At 64.5% G+C, this 15,716-nt stretch carries 20 protein-coding genes and 1 tRNA gene; 3 read left to right on the forward strand and 18 right to left on the reverse strand.

Annotated elements, in window-relative coordinates:
* Positions 1-231: 231 nt before the first annotated feature.
* From D5041_RS01990 to D5041_RS02040, 11 genes are all read right to left on the reverse strand, one after another.
* Positions 232-1,485 (reverse strand): hypothetical protein, encoded by a 1,254-nt coding sequence (locus D5041_RS01990; RefSeq protein ID WP_265283755.1) that lies wholly within the window; start codon positions 1,483-1,485, stop codon positions 232-234.
* 115 nt (positions 1,486-1,600) lie between these two features.
* The gene (locus D5041_RS01995; RefSeq protein WP_265283756.1) at positions 1,601-2,725 is read right to left on the reverse strand and encodes a hypothetical protein; all 1,125 of its coding nucleotides are present in this window, start codon (positions 2,723-2,725) and stop codon (positions 1,601-1,603) included.
* Positions 2,726-2,742: 17 nt separating this feature from the next.
* Positions 2,743-3,060: a hypothetical protein gene (locus D5041_RS02000; RefSeq protein WP_265283757.1), complete on the reverse strand. Its 318-nt coding sequence runs from the start codon at positions 3,058-3,060 to the stop codon at positions 2,743-2,745.
* 2 nt (positions 3,061-3,062) lie between these two features.
* Positions 3,063-3,896, reverse strand: coding sequence for a hypothetical protein (locus D5041_RS02005; protein WP_265283758.1), 834 nt, complete (start codon positions 3,894-3,896; stop codon positions 3,063-3,065).
* A gap of 131 nt (positions 3,897-4,027) precedes the next feature.
* Positions 4,028-5,149, reverse strand: coding sequence for a hypothetical protein (locus D5041_RS02010; protein WP_265283759.1), 1,122 nt, complete (start codon positions 5,147-5,149; stop codon positions 4,028-4,030).
* A 17-nt stretch (positions 5,150-5,166) separates the two neighbouring features.
* On the reverse strand, positions 5,167-5,484 hold the full coding sequence (locus D5041_RS02015) for a hypothetical protein (protein ID WP_265283760.1): 318 nt from the start codon (positions 5,482-5,484) through the stop codon (positions 5,167-5,169).
* A 2-nt stretch (positions 5,485-5,486) separates the two neighbouring features.
* Positions 5,487-6,011 (reverse strand): hypothetical protein, encoded by a 525-nt coding sequence (locus D5041_RS02020; protein ID WP_265283761.1) that lies wholly within the window; start codon positions 6,009-6,011, stop codon positions 5,487-5,489.
* 520 nt (positions 6,012-6,531) lie between these two features.
* On the reverse strand, positions 6,532-7,107 hold the full coding sequence (locus D5041_RS02025) for a hypothetical protein (RefSeq protein ID WP_265283762.1): 576 nt from the start codon (positions 7,105-7,107) through the stop codon (positions 6,532-6,534).
* Positions 7,104-7,955 carry an ATP-binding protein gene (locus D5041_RS02030; RefSeq protein WP_265282123.1) on the reverse strand — a complete coding sequence of 284 codons (852 nt, stop codon included), beginning with the start codon at positions 7,953-7,955 and terminating at the stop codon, positions 7,104-7,106. Before D5041_RS02030 ends, D5041_RS02025 begins: the two co-directional genes overlap by 4 nt.
* Complete coding sequence (locus tag D5041_RS02035) at positions 7,942-8,868, reverse strand: DUF1376 domain-containing protein (protein WP_265283763.1); 927 nt, start codon at positions 8,866-8,868, stop codon at positions 7,942-7,944. The genes D5041_RS02030 and D5041_RS02035 overlap by 14 nt, the downstream gene beginning before the upstream one ends.
* Positions 8,869-8,872: 4 nt before the next feature.
* Complete coding sequence (locus tag D5041_RS02040) at positions 8,873-9,100, reverse strand: helix-turn-helix domain-containing protein (protein WP_010108103.1); 228 nt, start codon at positions 9,098-9,100, stop codon at positions 8,873-8,875.
* Between the two features lie 73 nt (positions 9,101-9,173).
* Between D5041_RS02040 and D5041_RS02045 the strand changes: the two genes are divergently transcribed.
* Entirely contained in the window at positions 9,174-9,716 is a 543-nt protein-coding gene (locus D5041_RS02045; protein ID WP_265258489.1) for a hypothetical protein, read from the forward strand.
* Positions 9,717-10,257: 541 nt separating this feature from the next.
* On the forward strand, positions 10,258-10,728 hold the full coding sequence (locus D5041_RS02050; RefSeq protein WP_265283765.1) for a hypothetical protein: 471 nt from the start codon (positions 10,258-10,260) through the stop codon (positions 10,726-10,728).
* 100 nt (positions 10,729-10,828) lie between these two features.
* Here D5041_RS02050 and D5041_RS22065 read toward each other — a convergent pair whose 3' ends face one another.
* Positions 10,829-11,026 carry a type II toxin-antitoxin system HicA family toxin gene (locus D5041_RS22065; RefSeq protein ID WP_010108114.1) on the reverse strand — a complete coding sequence of 66 codons (198 nt, stop codon included), beginning with the start codon at positions 11,024-11,026 and terminating at the stop codon, positions 10,829-10,831.
* The gene (locus D5041_RS22070; RefSeq protein WP_010108116.1) at positions 11,027-11,323 is read right to left on the reverse strand and encodes a DUF1902 domain-containing protein; all 297 of its coding nucleotides are present in this window, start codon (positions 11,321-11,323) and stop codon (positions 11,027-11,029) included.
* Positions 11,324-11,436: 113 nt separating this feature from the next.
* Here D5041_RS22070 and D5041_RS02060 point away from each other — a divergent pair, with 113 nt between their 5' ends.
* Positions 11,437-11,664: a helix-turn-helix domain-containing protein gene (locus D5041_RS02060; RefSeq protein WP_010108118.1), complete on the forward strand. Its 228-nt coding sequence runs from the start codon at positions 11,437-11,439 to the stop codon at positions 11,662-11,664.
* Here the strand turns inward: D5041_RS02060 and D5041_RS02065 are convergent.
* The 5 genes from D5041_RS02065 to D5041_RS02085 form a co-directional block, all read right to left on the reverse strand.
* Positions 11,639-12,652 (reverse strand): tyrosine-type recombinase/integrase, encoded by a 1,014-nt coding sequence (locus D5041_RS02065; protein WP_010108120.1) that lies wholly within the window; start codon positions 12,650-12,652, stop codon positions 11,639-11,641. The genes D5041_RS02060 and D5041_RS02065 overlap by 26 nt on opposite strands.
* 140 nt (positions 12,653-12,792) lie before the next feature.
* Positions 12,793-12,885 (reverse strand) — tRNA-Leu (locus tag D5041_RS02070).
* Positions 12,886-13,011: 126 nt separating this feature from the next.
* On the reverse strand, positions 13,012-13,641 hold the full coding sequence (locus tag D5041_RS02075) for a response regulator (protein WP_265258488.1): 630 nt from the start codon (positions 13,639-13,641) through the stop codon (positions 13,012-13,014).
* A complete protein-coding gene (locus tag D5041_RS02080) occupies positions 13,638-14,756 on the reverse strand; it encodes a hybrid sensor histidine kinase/response regulator (RefSeq protein WP_010101386.1) in 1,119 nt (372 codons plus the stop codon). The genes D5041_RS02075 and D5041_RS02080 overlap by 4 nt, the downstream gene beginning before the upstream one ends.
* A 26-nt stretch (positions 14,757-14,782) precedes the next feature.
* Positions 14,783-15,607: an SDR family NAD(P)-dependent oxidoreductase gene (locus D5041_RS02085; protein WP_265282126.1), complete on the reverse strand. Its 825-nt coding sequence runs from the start codon at positions 15,605-15,607 to the stop codon at positions 14,783-14,785.
* Positions 15,608-15,716 lie beyond the last annotated feature (109 nt).

A 15,716-nucleotide genomic window follows, 5' to 3' on the forward strand; every position in this document is an offset into this window, starting at 1 on the left:
GGGGCCATCCGATGACCGGTGCGCCGCGCCCTTGGGCCGTCAGTCGGTCCGTCGAGTCCGTCGAGTCAGTCGCCCCAGGCCACGCGCGGCGCCATGTCCGGCGCCGTGCCCGGGGGTTCGATCCGGTCTTTGGCGGCTTGGCGGCCTGGTGGCGTGCCGGATGCGTTGGTGTTGGCGGCCACCGCCTGGGGCTTCGCGCACGTGCGCCGCCAGTGCGTCGCATCGATCTCCTTACACCTTGGCGAGGCGGCTGCCGATGTGACTGTGCCCGTACTCCGCGTGCCAGTTGATTTCCAGAGAGAACAGGCCGACGTGGTTGCCCGATACCGACTCTCTGCTGCCGCCGTAGTAGGTGACGCTGTTTGGCGCCTGCTTGAAGTAGTCGCCATAGGTGCCTTGGTCGTAGGCAAGATTGGTCGCGCCGGCAACGAAGACCAGGCCCAGGTCGTAGCGCTCGGCGCTGTCGGTGGCCATCTGCACGGGGTAGCCGTTCGCCGGCGCGGTCTTGGAGGTGCTCTCGTAGGTCTGGTTGCCGTTCTTGTCCCAGATCATGTACTGCGCGTCGGCATTGGTCTTCAAGCCATCGATCATCTGCCCGAGGTTGCCCCACAGGCCCACGATGCCGCGCCAAGCGGCTCTCTTCACGGTTTCGTGGTCGGTCACCAGGGTAGTTGGGCTGGACACATGGCCTTGGCCGATCAGGCTCTGGCTGTCGGAGCCCCCCATTTCGATCAAGGCCAGCGTCTGGATCGCCGCGAGTTGGTAGATGTTCCACATGCAAAACCCGGTCACGCCTGCCGTGTTGCGTGCGTTGGCGAGCGCGCGCATGTCCTCGAAGAAGACGAGCCTGTGGACCGGGTCGTTCGAGGACTGCAACGGAAGAACATTGGCAACCGATCCCAGCTTGCTGTCGCCGTCCGCCGTGCCCTGGTACTTGCCCACCCAGTATTGGTCGATTTCGACGCCGGCGTGCATAAAGGCCGGGTGCACGCTGAAGCCGGGTACCGGCAGGTCGGAGACCATCCAGTAGCGCTTGCCGACGTAGTCACCGCGCGGGACGGTGCCGGTCTTCATATAGAACAGGGGCACTCTCACCATGGCCTGGCCGTCGATGGTCTCGTCGATCACGCCGGCGTAGGTCGGGTGCTTGTTGAAGGTTTCCCCCGTGGTGTTGATGGCCCTGTAGTTCGCGTCAATGTGCTGCCAGGTGCCGGCGCCGCCGCCCGTGGCCGTGCAGACGATGCCGACGATTTGGACGAAGCGCGTCCCCACGCTGTTGAGCGTGCGGGACACGTTGTTGAGTTTTCTGGCCATTGTGCCGATGGTGTTGCAAAGGCTGCTGTCGCCGAGCTGCGCGGCGGCAATCTCGTTCTCGAGGTACGCGAAGTTGGCGTCGATTTCCTGGTAGCGGCTGTTCCAGAGCGTGGTCAGGGTATTGGGGCCGTCGCTCGGGATGGGGGTGATGGTGTTATGTGTCAGTGTCATGGGTTAACTCCTTTTGCTGTGTGTATAAGGAAAAACGGCGCACCTTGTGTGGTGCGCCGTTGGGGGTGGGGAAATGGGGGGTCTATTTTCATTCAGGGGTGCTGTGGTTTCTCTGTCAAAGAACAAAGGCTATCCGGGCGTTCGCGAGCGCCGACCAACTCTCAATATCCCACATCGAGTTCGTCCATGTCCGTCCCCCGCAGAGCGCGCGCGCAAAGACCCCGGCCTTGGCGCCATCGTTCCAGTGACCACCGGCCATAGACAAACTTTCGCCTTGGTTGTGCATCAGGAAACCATCCTCGCCGGGAAGGCTGGCAGTGACAGGGTACAGGCCCAGCGCCTTGGCGATTGCGGGAACGGTCAGGCCGGCTTTTACACCCATGCTTTTGAAGGTGTTAGTGGGGTTATAGCCGCCGTAGTCGATGGGGATGGGAGGGGTGGTGTCGCGGGTCTTGGAGTCAGACAGGATTGCTGCCTGAGTACGGCCACTGGTCACGGCAGCTGCAGCGTCATATTTCAATGTGCCCGCCGTACCCGGCGCGACCAGGGCGCCGTTAGACGCGCTGATGGCCCTCCAGTGGGCGGAGTCGGCGCTCTGGGACTTGGTATTGTCCGCGGCGTCGTTGTTCGGCAGTATTTGGATTTCGCCTTCGTTCAAGCGCAAGCCACCAAGCCATTCCGCGGTATTGCCGGTGAGGTCCGCAATACCGTGCGGCAGGCCATTGTGACGCCACGAGGCCGGACCCGAGCCCGTGTAGATAACGTCGTAGAGTCCCGGCAGGAAGTCATCGTCACCGCGGCCGGTCTCGTGGGGCATGGAGCGGCTCTTGCCACGGTCGGTATTGCCACGCGGCAAAGTGCCGTTTTTCCAGCTCCACAGCGCGATGGCCGCCCATTCGGCATGGGTCATCATGTGCCAGCCAGCGCCGTTGTTCTTGGCACACTCATGGAAGTAATCGAATTTCTGGACATTGGGCAGCACGCCGGGGATGGATAGCAGGTTGCTGTCCTTGACGATTCCCTGATACTGGCCAATGTAGATGGCGTTCTTTTGGATGCCATTCACAATAAACGCAGGGTGCACGCCCTGGCCCAGGCTTGGGTGAATGTCTTGCAGTTTGAAACGCGGGATCACGCTCATATAGCAGGGGTGGCCCGCTGCGGTATACATGACCGTGGCAGCGCCGCCGCTTGCGGCCTCGACTTGGGCGCGCAGGTTGTCCTTGATAAAGATGGTCATATTCGGTTTCTTCTGGATTATGGTTTTGACCAAAGGGTGATTTCGACGGCGTTGGCGTCCAGCGGCTCGGGGATGCGGGCCATGCCCGGATGGCCCTGGTTATCAGCGCCGGGTTCTTCGCGGTAGCTGCGGCCACGGATGGTGATATTCGCGGCAAAGGCGCCAGGTCCTTGGAGCGCGTAGCTGCCGTCCGGCTTGACATACACATCGACAATGGTGTCGCCCTCGCCTTGGTGCGCGGCGGCGTCCACCGTGACGCTGCCTATGCGGATTTCGGTGCCGCGAACGGCCCAGTCGTGGTGCGGGCCTGCGCCCATCTGTTTCAGGATTGCCATGCTCAAACTCCCATATGCGTGACGGTGTAGCGAACTTTCACGGCGTCTGCCGTGTGCACGAGCGTGAAGCGGAAACCATTGCTGGCGCGCGCCGCAACAATGAGGTGTTCGGGACCCACAGTGCCACCTTGCGCTTCGACAACGTCCAGGTCGATATGCCAGTTGGCGTTGGGCAGTGGCACGGGCAGCGAAACCAGGGTCGAGGGCGGGTTGTCGAGCAGCACCGGGAAGTTCCATTCGAAGCGGTAGATGTCAGTCAGTGTGACGTTGGTCAGGTTAGCGTCGTTGGTCGCGGTGTTGCCTGCCGGGATTGTCAGCCGCCACAGAGGAACGGCATCGGCCGGGGCGCTCTGTCCAAGCGGGCTGCACTGGAAATCGATGCCGTCGCCGTTGATCCGCAGGTAGGCCTCGCAGGTTTGCTCCGTGCCGCCGGGGTTGGGGGGTACGCTGGCGCCGTTGCCGTTGGTGCGCGAGCCCATGCGGTAGAGACGTCCGCCGATAAAAAACGTCCCGGCCAAAATGTCCAGGCTGCGGCTTGCGCTGCTGCTCTTGGTTACCGACAGGCGGCTCTTCACGCCCCGGTTGTAGAGAATCACCTCCCCCCGCTGCACACGGGGATAGGCCGAGGCGCCGCTGCCCACCCGGCTATCCAGGTCGTCCAGGCGCTCGTCCAGACTGCCCTTGCTGCCCCGGGCCTGGCTGATCTCGTTTTCGCGCGCCAGCATGCGCGTGTCGATGCCCGCGAAATTCTCGTCAATCTCCCGGTAGCGGGGATTCCACACCGCGGGGACGGCGTCGGGCGCAATCGGGCTAATGCTGTGATGCGGTCGTGTCATGGTTTAACTTCTTTTTTGCATAAAGAGAAACGGCGCACCTTGTGGTGCGCCGTTGGGGTGGAGAAATATGGGGGTGGGGGTGTTTGCCGGGGGGCTTTCACTTTCACTCAGAGGACGCTGTAGTTTCTCTGTCAAAGGACAAAGGCTACCCGGGCGGTACCGAGCACCCACAAATTCCTGATCCGATCCGAGTCCGTCCCCGTCTCCGCCCCCGTCCGCAAACCGCAGAAAACGCGCGCAAAAACCCCAGCCCTGGGGCCATCGTTCCAGCAGCGACCACCGGCCAGAGGCAAACGTTCGCCATGGTTGCATATCCAGAAAGCATCATCGCCAAGGTTGCTGTCAGCAATAGGGTACAGGCCCAGCGCCTTGGCGATTGCAGGAACGGTCAGGCCGGCTTTCACCCCCATGCTTTTGAAGGTGTTGCGGGTGTTGTAGTCATTGCCACCGGGGTTGGTGGGATTGGTCTTGGAGTCGGACAGGATTGCGGCCTGCGTATCGTAATCGGTCACGGCAGTTGCCGCGTCGTATTTCAGCGTGCCCGCCGTACCCGGTTCGACCAAGGCGCCATCAGACGCCCTGATGGCCCTCCAGTGGGCAGAATCGGCGCTCTGGGACTTGGTGTTGTCTGCAGCGTCGTTGTTCGGCAGTATCTGAATTTCGCCTTCGTTCAGGCGCACGCCACCAAGCCATTCCGGGACGTTGCCGGTGAGATCAGCAATACCGTGCGGCAGGCCATTGTGGCGCCACGAGGCCGGGCCCGAGCCCGTGTAGATCCAGGAGCCCATCCCATTGTGGTGACGGCGACCGGTCTCGTGGGGCATGGAGTGGCTCTTGCCATAGTTGGTATTGCCACGCGGCATCGTGCCGTTTTTCCAGCACCACAGCGCGATGGCCGCCCATTCGGCATGGGTCATCATGTGCCAGCCAGCGCCGTTGTTCTTGGCATACTGCTGGAACTCATCGAAGCGCCGATAGTAGTTCGGCAGCACACCGGGGATGGACAGCAGATTCTCATCCTCGACGATGCCCTGATACTGGCCGATGTAGATGGCGTCCTTCTCGATGCCATTGACGATAAACGCCGGGTGCACGCCGGTGCCCAGGCTCGCATGAATGTCTTCCAAGTTGAACTTCGGAATCACGCTCATATAGCAGGGGTGGCCCTTTGCGGTATACATGACCGTGGCAGCGCCGCCGCTTGCGGCCTCAACCTGGGTGCGCAGATTGTCCTTGATAAAGATGACTGGCATATTCTGTTTCTCCTGGATCAGGGTTTTGGCCAAAGGGTGATTTCGACGGCGTCGGCGTCCAGCGGCTCGGGGATGCGGGTTGTGGTCGGATGGCCCTCGTTATCGGTGCCGGGTTCCTTGCGCTCGCGCCGGCCGCGGATGGTGATATTCGCGGCAAAGGCGCCAGGCCCCATGAGTGCGTAGCTGCCGTCCGGCTTCACATACACATCGACAATGGTGTCGCCCTCGCCTTGGTGCGCGGCGGCGTCCACCGTGACGTTGCCTATGCTGATTTCAGTGCCGCGAACGGCCCATTCGTGGTGCGGGCCTGCGCCCATCTGTTTCAGGATTGCCATGCTCAAACTCCCATATGCGTGACGGTGTAGCGAACTTTCACGGCGTCGGCGGTGTGCGCGAGCGTGAGACGGAAACCGTTGCTGGCACGCGCCGCAACAATGAGGTGTTCGGGGCCCACGCTGGCGCCTTGCGCCTCGACAACGTCCAGGTCGATATGCCAGTTGGCGTTGGGCAGTGGCACGGGCAGCGAAACCAGGGTCGAGGGAGGTCTGCGCAGCAGCACCGGGAAATGGATTTCATAGCGGCCGATGTAGGCCAGCCCGACGTTGATCAAGTTGGCATCGTTGGCCGCGGTGTTGCCCGCCGGGATTGTCAGTCGGCACAGGACAACGGCATCGGCCGGGGCGCTCTGTCCAAGCGGGCTGCACTGGAAGTCAATGCTGTCGCCGTTGATCCGCAGGTAGACCTCGCAGGTTTGCGCCGTGCTGCCCGGGTTGGGGGGTACGCTGACGCCGTTGCCGTTGGTGCGCGCGCCCATGCCGTAGAGACGGCCGCCGATAAAAAACGTCCCGGCGGCAATGTCCAAGCTGCGGCTTGCGCTGCTGCTCTTGCGTACCCACAGGCCGTCCTTCCACCCCGGTTATAGAAAATCACCTCCCCCCCTGCACACGAGGAACCACCCCCCCACTACCAATCCGCCCATCCATCTCATCCAACCGCTCGTCCAAACTCCCCCTCCCCCCCCGGGCCTGATCCATCTCGTTTTCACGCGCCAGCACGCGTGTATCAATGCCCGCGAAATTCTCGTCAATCTCCCGGTAGCGGGGGTTCCACACCGAGGGGACGGCGTCGGGCGCCATCGGGCTGATGCTGGGATGCGGTCGTGTCATGGTTCAACTTCCAGTTCTCGCGGAAAAAGAAAAAACCCCGCGCACTGGCGGGGTCGCTTGGTTCATCTGGCCATCGCAAAATGGCCAAAAAAAAAGCCCGCTCTGTGGCGGGCCTATCGTCATCCGGGGGGTCTGGCTGCGCGCCGGGTCTGCACGCAACCCCGCCCCGAAAGTAGCGAAATCTATCCACTCTGTCCCACGCCGTCAAGCATTTCGTCAGCCTTGCGCGTCCTCGACCAGCCCCGCGTCCTGCAAACGGGTGCCAAGCTGGTCCATCGCCCGGCTGAGCATGTCGCGGCCCATGCGCTTGATGGTCTGCTGATCGCGCTGCGCAGTGGACTTGGTCAGCCCGAAGTGCAGGGCCACCGCGCGCAGGCTCAGCCCCTCGCGCTGGCGCAGCGTGCCGAACACGCCCCAGGCCAGCGCCAGCACCGCGTCCTGGTCGGTGGTGCGCAGCAGCACGGAGACGTAATCGGACAGGCCGCGCACCCCTTCGGCCTTGGACGCCGTGTGCCCGTAATGCGCCTTCACCGCGCAGGCCTCGGGCCGCGGCAAATGGTGCTCGACCAGGCCGCGCACCATCGCGCACTGCCCCCGGACCTCCAACGCGCTCATGCCGCCGAAATCAACGCCGCGCCGCTGCGCAGCCGACCCATCGGGCTCGTCGCAGACCTGCACGTGCGACTCCAGAATCACCTGCATGAAGCCGCGCATGGTCGCGGGCAGGACCTCCATGAGAAAGGCCACGTGCAGGCATTGCCCCGTGCTGCGAAAAATCGGCCGCGCCATCATGCCGCAGACCCCGCTGATGCGGCTGCGGCTGCTGCTGCGGCGGCGGCGCCCGCCCCCACCTTGCGCGCACGAAAATCCTCCCAATCGAAAGGCACCCAAATACCCTGCTCGCGCAAGCGGCTATAGCTGCGCTCGCCAATGGCCTGCTGCAACAACCGGCGGCTCAGATTCGTCGTCAGCAGCGTGGGCATCAGATCGCGGTAGCGCCCGTCGAGCACGCCAAAGAGCTGATCGCGCTCGGCGTCCGTATGGAACTGCACCCCGACCTCGTCGACCACGAGCAGCGACACCGCGGTCAGCATGCGCAGCACCTCCATCTCGCCGGGCGCGCTGCGATCGTCCCAGCGCCCGCGCAGCATCAGGACAATTTCGCGCGCCGTGGCGAAGAACACGCTATGTCCCAGGGACATGACATGCTGCGCAACGGACAGCGCCAAATGTCCCTTGCCCGTGCCGACATTTCCCGCGAGCACCAGCGTCGTGCCCCGGCGCGCGTGCGCGCTGAAATCCTCGGCAAACCCGCGCGCCGTCACGAGCGCATGGCGCTTGGCGTCGGAATCGGCCAGGTAATTTTCGAAGGAGCGCGCGCGAAACCGCTTCGGAATCCCCGCGCGGTTGAGGCGATCCTCCATGCGCTGCTGGCGCGCCTGCTCCTGCTCGGCGCGCTGCGCCGCCGCCTCGCGCGCGGCCGCCTCGCGGCCACAGACCGGGCAGCGCGACCAAATCAGCTTGCCCGGCTTGCGCCCCAGCGCGGGCAACTCGATCGCCCGGGACGCGAAAACACCATGGCTTGGGCAGTCGCACGTGCGCGTATGCAGCGGCACGGCCGCCGGGTCAGAAACGTCCATCGTCGCTCACTCCTTCGCGAAAATCGGTAGCGCCAATGCCGTGATGGCGGCTCGGCTTGGCGGACTTGCCCTGCAACACCTCCCCGCTGAGGATCGAGTCCAGAAAGCCCGCATTGATGGGCTGCTGGCTGCCCGCCGCGGCCCGCCTGCGCCGGGCGACATCGAGCGCCTGCAAGGCCTGCGCGTCCGAGACCCCGCGCGCGGCCCAATCCAGGACCTGCGGATTCGCCGGCGCCACGGCCGCGCCCTGCGCACGCAGCAAGAGCGCCAACTCCAGCGCGCGGGACGCAGGTGGGGACGGGCAAGGAGAAGGGGACAGCGGCGGCGGCGACGCATCGTCCGCGACAGCGGCGCGACCCGCACCCGCACCCGCACCCGCCGCCGCCGGATCCCAATCTGCATATATCCCTCTCTCTTTCCCTCTCCCTTGGACGCCATGTCCCGGGGGACAGAGCGCGGGCGGCAAGGACAGGAAGGACGCCAACTCGGGAAAAGGCATATCGGTCCCCTGGCGCTGATTCATCTTCTTGATGCGCGCGCACTCGGTCCTCCAGCGCTGCGTCAGCTTGGCGGCCCAGGCCTCATTCGCCTTCTCGGCGACCACCGGGTGGTACAGGCGCGCGTCCGAACACTTGATCCAGCCGCGCAACGCGCCCACCCGCACCCGCTTCCACTCCCGGACCACGCGCCCGAAACCGGCCAACTGCGCCAGCACAACATCCTCGTCGGGCAAACTGGCCGCGGGCACCTGGTGCCAGGACGCGCACCACATGAGCACCGCGCAGCGGAACTCATCGCCCGAGACGATGGCCGAAATATCGCTATCGCGCAGGCGCACGACATCGAGCGGCATGTACGGGAAATCGCGCAAATCACAATCGGGCGGAGTCAGCGGAGGGCAGGGCTCGGACATGCCGTCAGCCCTGATCCGCCACACGCCGCGCAGAGCCGCCGCGCACCGCGGGGCCAAACTCGGCCAACTCCATCTCGCGCAGCCGCAGGGCCGCATCCGCAGCCTTGGCAGCGCGCCCCGCGGCCCACTTGGACAAAGTCGGCTGCGGAATCTGCGCCCGCCGGGAGATCTCGGTTTGCGAAAAACCCGCCGCTTGCAGACGCCGCAGGATGCGCGTGGTGGTCGTGCTCATGGGCGCGATTCTATTCCACATCGAATAGGAGTGCAATTCGAAGTCGAATTATTCAATCCTGCATAGTTAGGGGATGGAAGGACGCGCATTACTCCAGCTGCTGCTGGATCACAAAGAGCTATCGGGCAACGGGCTCGCAACCGCTCTGAGAGGCGCCGTCAGCCAATCGAGCATCCAGAAATACCTGGCGGGAACGGCGCGCGAGCCCCGCCGCGCGACGCTCGAAGCGTTTGCGAACCACTTCTGCGTCCCCATCGAAGCGTTCTACGACGAATACGTCGCCGAAAAGACCGCGCACCAGCTGGGGCTGATATCCACCCCCCCTTCGGGGTCCGTGCTGACGCTGCAAAAGGTGCGCCACCTGATCCAGCAACAGCCCGCACAGCAGACCCCCTCCCTGCGCAACGCCTTCCGGCAAATACGCGTCGCCCTGACCCGGGAGACACCCGGCGTGCGCCGCTCGGTCGTGGCGCTGATAGGCGACCTCGCGGACAAAGCGGAGGACACGGAATTCAGCGAACACACCATAGACCGCATGATGGCCGTGCTGGGAGAACACGGGGGAAAACCCGCAGCGCCAGAATCTACCCATTCACGCCGAGAAGGAAGTAGATAAGAGCCGGCCCTCTCCAAAACCAGCGCATCGCTGGTTTTTTTTCGCCGCGCGGTGGGCCCCTGACAGCGCTGCGGGCAAGCCCCTGCAGGGCAGCGCGCGAAGCACCGCGGCGACGGCAGGAACTGCTCGCCTGCGGGCACGTGTTTTGCTCAGCGAAACAACCGCAACTGGATCGCCAAGCGAAACAGCCGCAACTGGATCGCCAAGCGAAACAGTCGCAACTGGATCGCCAAGCGAAACCGCACAGGCCGGCAGCGCTGATCTTCCCCCTCCCGACAGACCGGTCACCGGTCGCCAAGCCCCTGGCAGGACAGCGCGCCACAGCGCAGCCGCCGGCGACGGGAGGGGGGGGGGATTGCCCGCCTGCGGGCACGCACGATCCGCCAGGCGAAACACCAGCAACTGTTTTGCCAAGCGAAACAACCGTTCCAATTTGCGTTTGCCTATTCGATATCGATTGACATTCCTATTCGATAGGGAATAATCGGATCCACGCGCATACCGACCGCGAAACACCGAACACCGACACGCAGGAGAACGCATGACATTGCACACAACAGGCCAACAGCCGGACCAGCGCCCGGTGCTACCGATCCACGACCTGGTGCAAGGCCAGCTATACCGCGCCATCGTCAGCCTGCCCGAAGCCCTGTGCCCCCCCGGGCAGCCCCTGCACGAACGCATCGTATTTTTTGAGACACCCCACCGGCAAAGCAAGGCCGCGGCGCACCTGCAGGCCCTGCTGACCCTGGCCTGGGGGCAGGACACCAGCACCTGGGTGGAACACGGCCAGATCTACGGCATCGAAACGGCCGCGGAACTGCAAGACACAGGCCTGTCAGCACACCCCGAGGCAAGACTATTTGAAATGGGCACAGACAGCGAGAACCGCATCCGCTACGCCGACCCGGCGCGGATCGACCTCTACACCACAGCGCCAGTGCAAACCCGGCTGCGCGCACGGCTCATCGGCCTGCGCGCCGGCAAAGACAAAACGAAAACACAGCCATGAGCCGAGCCATCCGATTCATCCACGACCTGCTCTACTGGAAGCGCCGAGGACTCAGCCTGCGCCACGCCTGGCAGATGGCAACCAGGACCATCGAATGAGACTACAGCCGCTGATGAATACCCGCCTGGCGCAAGATGGCATTCGCCGTGGGCTTGGCAACAACCGTCACCGGCACGCTGAAACGCTTTTGGCTCAGGGGACTGAACCAGATCTCATGGCTCCCCCTGGCCTGCCGCACAAAATGGCAAGCATGCGCGACAAGAACAGCCCGCAGGCTGTCATAGAAACCCCGGCCCATCTAGGCACATTCAAAGCGGTCAAGGGAAAACGACTGGGGACCCGCCATGGACTGCGGCGGAATCGCAAAATTTTCCGCCAAAAGCTCCGGGGCAATCTCGCAAACACGGGCCAGCAGCGCATCGCAAGCGCCGGCCTCGGTGACAAGACCCAAATCATCGCAAACAGCAGACCACATGCCGGAGACAAGGTCATGCGAGACCTCGACGACAAAATGCACCGGCAGACCCGCAGCAAAACCCTCCTTGCCGCCGACAAGCCGATGGGACAACAAAAAGCGCTGTTGTTGCAGATGCATGCAAACATCTTATCACCCGGTTCCCCCGGCAAAAAGCGAGGCGCGCCCCCAGGACAGACGGCCCGCAAAGCCCGCCACGACACCCCCTCACAGCCGCGCGAAAGAGAGACCCCATGAGCGAAACAGACCTGCTCGAACGCATCGAAAAAATGACCAGCGCCATGCAATACATGGCGCGCATGCTGGGCACCAGACTGGACCGCGGGCAACTGGCACAGCGCATGAACGTACACCGCAACACCCTGACGAAACGCCTGGCGAAAGACCCCGGCTTCCCGCGCCCGGGACCGGACGGCAAATGGCTGCTGAGCGAAGTCATCGAATGGGAACAACGCCAGTGAGACCCGAAGCAATCCGCTGGGCAATCTCCACCGCCCTGGGGTTGTAGTAAACCAGCGCACGCGTCGTACTCGTCCAGCCGAACATCTTGCAAAGGTCCAGCACATGCAGGCGCTGCGCCAAACGGGTCGCCGCAGTATGGCGGGCATCGTGAAAAGTAAAGCCCGCAAGCGCCGCACGCGCCCGATACTTTCGGAACATCGCATCGAGACTCTGCGCACGCAGGCCGAAGACAAACACCGCGTCATAGCCACGCATCAAATCCAAGGTACGCATCGTGGCCGGGACAGCGGGCACATCGCGCTTACCCGTCTTGCCATCGACGGCAAAAAACCCATCGCCCACATCGGACCAGCGCAGACCACAGATCTCGCCGGCACGGCACCCGGTCTGCAAGGCAAGCAGGAAGGCATTCGCCACCGCCTGCCCAACCGAGCGCACAGGCACGCGGCGACTCCAGCCCAGGACACGCAACATCTTGCGCACCTCGACACCGGAAATCACCCGCTCGCGATGATCCGGCTCCGACGGCCGCCGCACATCGCGCATGGGATTGAGCCTCAACCAACCCCAATCGCGCCGGGCCACCTCAAGCACATGGGACAACAGCACCATATCGCGCAAAACCGAGCTGCGCGCATTCACCCGCAGCCGGGCATCGCGCCAATCGACGATATCCGCGGCTGACAGATCCGCCAACATCCGCTTGGCAGGAAAGCCCGGCTGATTCAGAAAAGCCCGCAGGCGAATCAACTCCTTGGCCCACCCCCGCTTGGTACTCGAGACCTCCTGCCCATAGCGCTGCAAAGCCTGGGCCAGCGACTTGACCTCAGCCGCCCGCCCCTGCGCCGAAGCCAGCAGTTCCGCCGACCGCGTGGCCCCCCACTCAGCCGCCTCGCGCTTGCTCGGCCGGGTCGCACTATCGCGCACACCCTTGACCTCAATCTGAATGCGCCAAGTACCCTGAGCAGTTTTGACGGGAGTCGCCATCGGGGGGATCGTCGGGGGGAATTCGGGGGCGTAGAGTGCAAGAAAAGGTGCAGCCGGCGCATTCTACCTCGCCCGGCGGCGCCCTAACCCATTGATTCATAAGCAATAGTGCACCAGCCGCCCACCCTGAAACTCCCCCCTGGTGCCCCGAGCCGGGGTCGAACCGGCATGCCCCTTTTCAGGAAAGCGGCGGATTTTAAGTCCGCAGTGTCTACCCATTTCACCATCGGGGCGCGGGCTTCCCAGCGCATGCGGCGCTGAGCGTAACCCGGACAGCGCGTGCACGCAATGCCTGCCACGTCCGGCCCAAGGCCCGCTGCCGCTGCATGCGGTCGGGGGTCGCGCTTCGGATCGCTACTTCAAACCAATTGGTTGCGAATTGCGTAGACGGTGAGTTCCGCGTTGTTCGAGAGATGCAGTTTTTCCAGTACCCGCGCGCGATACACGCTCACGGTTTTCGGGCTGAGCATCAGCTCTGCGGCGATGTCCGACAGCCTGCGGCCCGAGGCGATCTTCAGCAGGGTCTGCAACTCGCGCGCAGAAAGCGCCGCGTGCGGCGCCTCGGGCTCGGGCTGCGCCAGGCTGTCGGCGAGCATTTGTGCAACCTCGGGGGTGAGGTACTTGCGGCCCTGCATCAGCGTGCGCACGGCGGTTATCAACTCCACCGGGTCGCCGGCCTTGTTTGCATAGCCGCGCGCGCCGGCTTTGAGGCAGCGCAGCGCGTACTGGTCTTCGGGGTACATGGAGAGGACCAGAACGCGGACGCCGGAATGCGTTTCGCGCAGGCTGGCCAGGACTTCGAGTCCGCTGCGGCCGGGCATGCTCAGATCGAGCAGCAGCACGTCGCAGGGGGTCGTGCGCAGCAGCTCACGCAGTTCGCAGTAACCCCCCGCTTCGCCGCTGACCTGGATGTCGGGCGCCTCGGCCAGGGTGTCGCGTATCCCGCGGCGCACCACGGCATGGTCGTCGCACAAGAGCACATGAATCACGGCGCGTCTCCCGGGTCGGTCGAGGCCGGGGACGCTGTCAGCGGGATGGACAGGATCACCGAGGTGCCCTGGCCCGGCCGGCTGCTGATGTCCAACCAGCCGCCCACGGTGCGCGCGCGCTCGTGCAGTCCCTTGAGTCCGAAGGCCTTGGGCTTGTCGAGCATCCGGGGATCGATTCCGCAGCCATCGTCCGCCACCTCCAGCGTCAACACCCCCTCCCGGTCGGAGAGTTCGATGTCCACCCGGGCCGGGTTCGCGTGTTTGGCAATATTCGTCAACGCCTCCTGCGCCGTGCGGTACGCGACGAGCTGGATTCCGGGCGCAGCGTGCATCGTGTCGCTGCTGCTTTGTACGCGTGCGGGAACGCCGCTGCGGCGTTCGAAACCGGCTGCGAGCCATTGGACTGCGGCCACCAGTCCCTGCTCGAGAACCGGGGGGCGCAGATTCATCATGATGCGCTGGCTGGCTTCGATCGCGTGCTGCAGCATGTCTGCCGCCGACAGCGCATGCTCTTGCAGCGCCGGGTCCGTGCTGTGGCGCCCGATCCAGGCCACGTCGAAACGCACGGCCGTGAGCGCGCCCCCGATGTCATCGTGGATCTCGCGCGCGATGGCGGCGCGTTCCTGCTCGATCGAGGTTTGCAGGTGCTCCGCGAATTCTGCCAGCCGGCGCTGCGACGCCGCGAGTTCCGCGAGCGCCAGTTCGCGCGCGCGCCGCGCCTCGTGCACCTGCAGCGCCTGCGCGATGACGTGCGGCAGGCGCTGCATGTCGTCTTTGAGCAGATAGTCCGCGACGCCCAGGCGCATGGCGTCCACGGCCGCGGCCTCGCCGATGGCGCCGGACAACAGGATGAACGGGGGATGCTGCGGCTTGCACGCCACGTGCGCCCAGGCATCGAGCGCGGTGAACCCGGGCAGGCGGTAATCGGCCAGGATGATGTCGAAGCGCCCGGAGTCGGTCAGTCGCTGGAATTCACCGAGCCGGTCCACCTGCCGGACGTGGCAGGCGAGCCCCGATCGCCGCAGCGTCCGGGCCGCGAGTTCATGGTCCGCCGGCGAATCTTCGAGGTGGAGGATTTCGAGCGCCTGTTCTGCTTCTGCGGTTGCGGGGACCATAGGCGCGCCATCATATAGGGGCGGTCCTATGCCCAGCCTGCGTCGACCTTGAACTCCTGCGCCGTGCACATGGCAGCGTCGTCCGAGGCGAGGAACAGCACCATGCGCGCGATGTCGTGCGGTTGCAGCCTGTCGGGCAGGCATTGGTTGCGCTCGATCTCGCGCTCGCCCTCGGCGTCGAGCCACAGCCGGATCTGCCGCTCGGTCATGACCCAGCCGGGCGACACCGTGTTGATGCGGATGCGGTCCCGGCCCAGGGTCTTCGCCAGCCCGCGCGTGAGCCCGTTCACCGACGACTTGGCGATGGCGTAGCAGGGAAAGCCCGCGCCCTTGGCCTGCCAGCCCGTGGAGCCCAGGTTGATCACCGCGCCCGCACCGAGTCGGCGCATTCCGGGAACGACCGCCTGGATCGCAAAGAACGCCGGGCGTTCGTTGATCGCCATGCGCTCGTCGTAGTAGGCCGGCGTCACGGTCTCCAGGGTATGGCGATCGTCGTTCGCAACATTGTTCACCAGCACCGCGAAGTCGCCCAGCGCGAGCGCCGCGTCGCCGATGGCCGTCTGCAACGCGACCACGTCGCGCACGTCGCAGACGCGCCACCAGGGATGGGGGTGCCCGGCGTCGGCCAACTGCTGCGCCAGGCGCTCACCCGATTCCCGCGCGATATCCACGAAAGCGACCCGGGCGCCCTGGCTGGCAAACGCCGAAACGATGGCGGCCCCGATTCCGCTGCCGCCCCCGGTGACGAAAACGGTGCGGTTTTCGAGGCTGGGAAAATGCGCGGGTCCAGGGACCGGGGCGGCGGCTGCTGCGGTGGAGGGATGGGGCAGTGGGTTGACGAAATCTGACATGGCAAAGTGAATATTGGTGGATGGAGAAAAACGGGTGCCGGGCAGCACTGTGCGTTGACAGGATCGCCGCCGTCAAGAGCCCTGTCCGACCGGCATGCAGCGCCGGACA

The sequence above is a fragment of the Verminephrobacter aporrectodeae subsp. tuberculatae genome, assembly GCF_026127385.1.
GTDB classification, from domain to species: Bacteria; Pseudomonadota; Gammaproteobacteria; order Burkholderiales; family Burkholderiaceae_C; genus Acidovorax; species Acidovorax aporrectodeae.